The sequence below is a fragment of the Bradyrhizobium sp. CIR48 genome, from assembly GCF_014198315.1.
Taxonomy (GTDB): domain Bacteria; phylum Pseudomonadota; class Alphaproteobacteria; order Rhizobiales; family Xanthobacteraceae; genus Bradyrhizobium.
Window position 1 is genome coordinate 1 of sequence record NZ_JACIHG010000032.1, and the last position, 3,273, is coordinate 3,273.

The 3,273-nt window shown below is 66.6% G+C and carries 2 protein-coding genes; both read left to right on the forward strand.

The annotated features are described in order from the left end of the window. Positions 1-2: 2 nt before the first annotated feature. A complete protein-coding gene (locus GGD66_RS41035; protein ID WP_183262273.1) occupies positions 3-2,798 on the forward strand; it encodes a hybrid sensor histidine kinase/response regulator in 2,796 nt (931 codons plus the stop codon). 24 nt (positions 2,799-2,822) lie between these two features. Then, the coding region (locus GGD66_RS41040; protein WP_183232546.1) for a chemotaxis protein CheW at positions 2,823-3,273 on the forward strand (451 nt) is incomplete at its 3' end.

Sequence of the window (3,273 nt, forward strand, 5' to 3'; positions counted from 1 at the left end):
TCATGGATGATCTGTTGCGGGAGTTTTTGACGGAGACCAGCGAGAGCCTGGACACCGTCGACAACCAGTTGGTGAAGTTCGAGCAGGAGCCGAACAACGCCAAGATCCTGGATAACATCTTCCGCCTGGTCCACACCATCAAGGGCACCTGCGGCTTCCTCGGATTGCCGCGGCTGGAAGCGCTGGCCCATGCCGGCGAGACGTTGATGGGCAAATTCCGTGACGGCATGCCGGTGACCGGGCAGGCGGTGACGGTGATCCTGTCCTCGATCGACCGCATCAAGGAAATTTTGGCCGGCCTGGAAGCCACCGAAGCCGAGCCGGAGGGGACCGACCGCGATCTCATCGACAAGCTGGAAGCGATGGTCGAGCAGGGCATGGCGGCAATGGCTGCGGGCGCTGCCGCAGCTCCCGTTGCCGAAGCTCCGCCGCTGGTGCCGGAAGCCCCGGTTGCCGCTGCTGCGCCGGCAAACATGACCACGGGTTCGCTGATCGAGCAGACCCTGGAGCGCCCGCTGCGTCCGGGCGAAGTCTCGCTCGACGAGCTCGAGCGCGCCTTCCGCGAGACCGCGATCGAAGCGCCGGCGCCCGCGCCCGTTGCCAAGGCTGAAGCCAAGGCCGAGCCCGCGCCGGCCGCTGAAGCGCCCGCGCCCGCCGCCAAGGAAGCAAAGCCCGCCAGGGAGAAGGCCGCGCCGAAGAAGTCGATGGCCGACGAGGGCGCATCCGAAGGCGACCGCATCGCCAACCAGTCGATCCGCGTCAACGTGGATACGCTGGAGCATCTGATGACCATGGTCTCCGAGCTGGTGCTGACCCGCAACCAGCTGCTGGAGATCTCGCGCCGCAACGAGGACACCGAGTTCAAGGTGCCGCTGCAGCGCCTCTCCAACGTCACCGCCGAGCTGCAGGAAGGCGTCATGAAGACGCGCATGCAGCCGATCGGCAATGCCTGGCAGAAGCTGCCCCGCATCGTCCGCGACCTCTCCAGCGAACTCGGCAAGCAGATCGAACTCGAGATGCACGGCGCCGACACCGAGCTCGACCGCCAGGTGCTCGACCTGATCAAGGACCCGCTCACCCACATGGTGCGCAACTCCGCCGATCATGGCCTTGAGACCCCCGCCGAGCGCCTCGCCTCCGGCAAGGGCGAGCAGGGCACCATCCGCCTGTCCGCCTACCACGAGGGCGGCCACATCATCATCTGCATCGCCGACAATGGCCGCGGCCTCAACACCGAGAAGATCAAGGCCAAGGCGATCTCGAGCGGCCTCGTCACCGAGGCCGAGCTCGAGAAGATGAGCGAAGCCCAGATCCACAAGTTCATCTTCGCGCCCGGCTTCTCCACCGCGGCGGCCATCACCTCGGTCTCGGGCCGCGGCGTCGGCATGGACGTGGTGCGCACCAATATCGACCAGATCGGCGGCACCATCGACATCAAGAGCGTGGCCGGCGAGGGCTCAAGCGTCACCATCAAGATCCCGCTGACCTTGGCGATCGTCTCGGCGCTGATCGTGGAGGCCGCCGGCGACCGCTTTGCGATCCCGCAGCTCTCGGTGGTCGAGCTCGTGCGGGCCCGCGCCAACAGCGAGCACCGCATCGAGCGCATCAAGGACACCGCGGTCCTTCGTCTGCGCAACAAGCTGCTGCCGCTGATCCATCTGAAGAAGCTGCTCAAGATCGACGACGGTGCGGCCTCGGATCCCGAGAACGGCTTCATCGTGGTGACGCAAGTCGGCAGCCAGACCTTTGGCATCGTCGTCGACGGCGTGTTCCACACCGAAGAAATCGTGGTCAAGCCGATGTCGACCAAGCTGCGTCACATCGACATGTTCTCCGGCAACACCATTCTGGGCGATGGCGCGGTGATCATGATCATCGACCCCAACGGCATTGCCAAGGCGCTCGGCGCCGCCGGCTCCTCGGCCCATGACATGGGCGACGAGAACGGCGCGCACCACATCGGCTCGGGCGAGCAGACCACCTCGCTGCTGGTGTTCCGCGCCGGCTCGTCGCAGCCCAAGGCGGTCCCGCTTGGCCTCGTCACCCGCCTGGAAGAGCTGCCCGCCGACAAGATCGAGTTCTCGAACGGCCGCTACATGGTGCAATACCGCGAGCAGCTGATGCCGCTCGTCGCCATGGAAGGCGTCACCATTGCCAGCCAGGGCGCCCAGCCGATCCTGGTGTTCGCCGATGACGGCCGCTCCATGGGCCTCGTCGTCGACGAGATCATCGACATCGTCGAGGAACGGCTCAACATCGAGGTCGGCGGCTCCGCCTCCGGCATCCTGGGCTCGGCCGTGATCAAGGGCCAGGCCACCGAGGTGATCGACGTCGGCCACTTCCTCCCCATGGCGTTCGCCGACTGGTTCACCCGCAAGGAGATGAAGCCGTCGATGCACTCGCAGTCGGTGCTGTTGGTCGACGACTCAGCCTTCTTCCGCAACATGCTCGCGCCCGTCCTCAAGGCGGCCGGCTACCGCGTTCGCACCGCGCCGACCGCGCAGGAGGGCCTCGCTGCGCTCCGGGCCCAGAGCTTCGACGTGGTGCTGACCGACATCGAGATGCCCGACATGAACGGGTTCGAGTTCGCGGAAGTTATCCGCTCCGACAACAATCTCGGCTCGATGCCGATCATCGGCCTGTCCGCGCTGGTGTCGCCGGCGGCGATCGAGCGCGGCCGCCAGGCCGGCTTCCACGACTACGTCGCCAAGTTCGACCGTCCCGGTCTGATCGCGGCGCTGAAGGAGCAGACCGCGGGCGCCGCCGGCGCCTCCGAGCTGAACCGGGCGGCGGCCTAAGGGACGGGACCAGGAGATACGCTTATGACCAGCAAGAAGACCCAGTCCAGCGAAGGCGCCATGGTCGAATACGTCACCGCGATGATCGGCGGCCAGCTGTTCGGCTTGCCGATCTCCCGCGTCCAGGACGTGTTCATGCCCGAACGCGTCACCCGCGTGCCCTTGTCCTCGCGCGAGATCGCGGGCGTGCTGAACTTGCGCGGCCGCATCGTCACCGTGGTCGACATGCGCGCCCGTCTCGGCCTGCCGCAGCCCGAGGACGGCAAGGTGCCGATGGCGGTCGGCGTCGACCTCCGCGGTGAATCCTATGGCCTGCTGATCGACCAGATCGGCGAGGTGCTGCGCCTGCCCGAAGCCGGCATGGAGGAAAATCCCGTCAACCTCGACCCTCGCATGGCCAAGCTCGCCGGCGGCGTCCACCGCCTCGAGGGACAGCTCATGGTCGTCCTCGACGTCGATCGCGTCCTCGAGCTCG

Excerpts from the sequence above, each read along its gene's own strand:
- GGD66_RS41035 (WP_183262273.1), top strand. The coding sequence starts at position 3 with ATGGATGATCTGTTGCGGGAGTTTTTGACGGAGACCAGCGAGAGCCTG.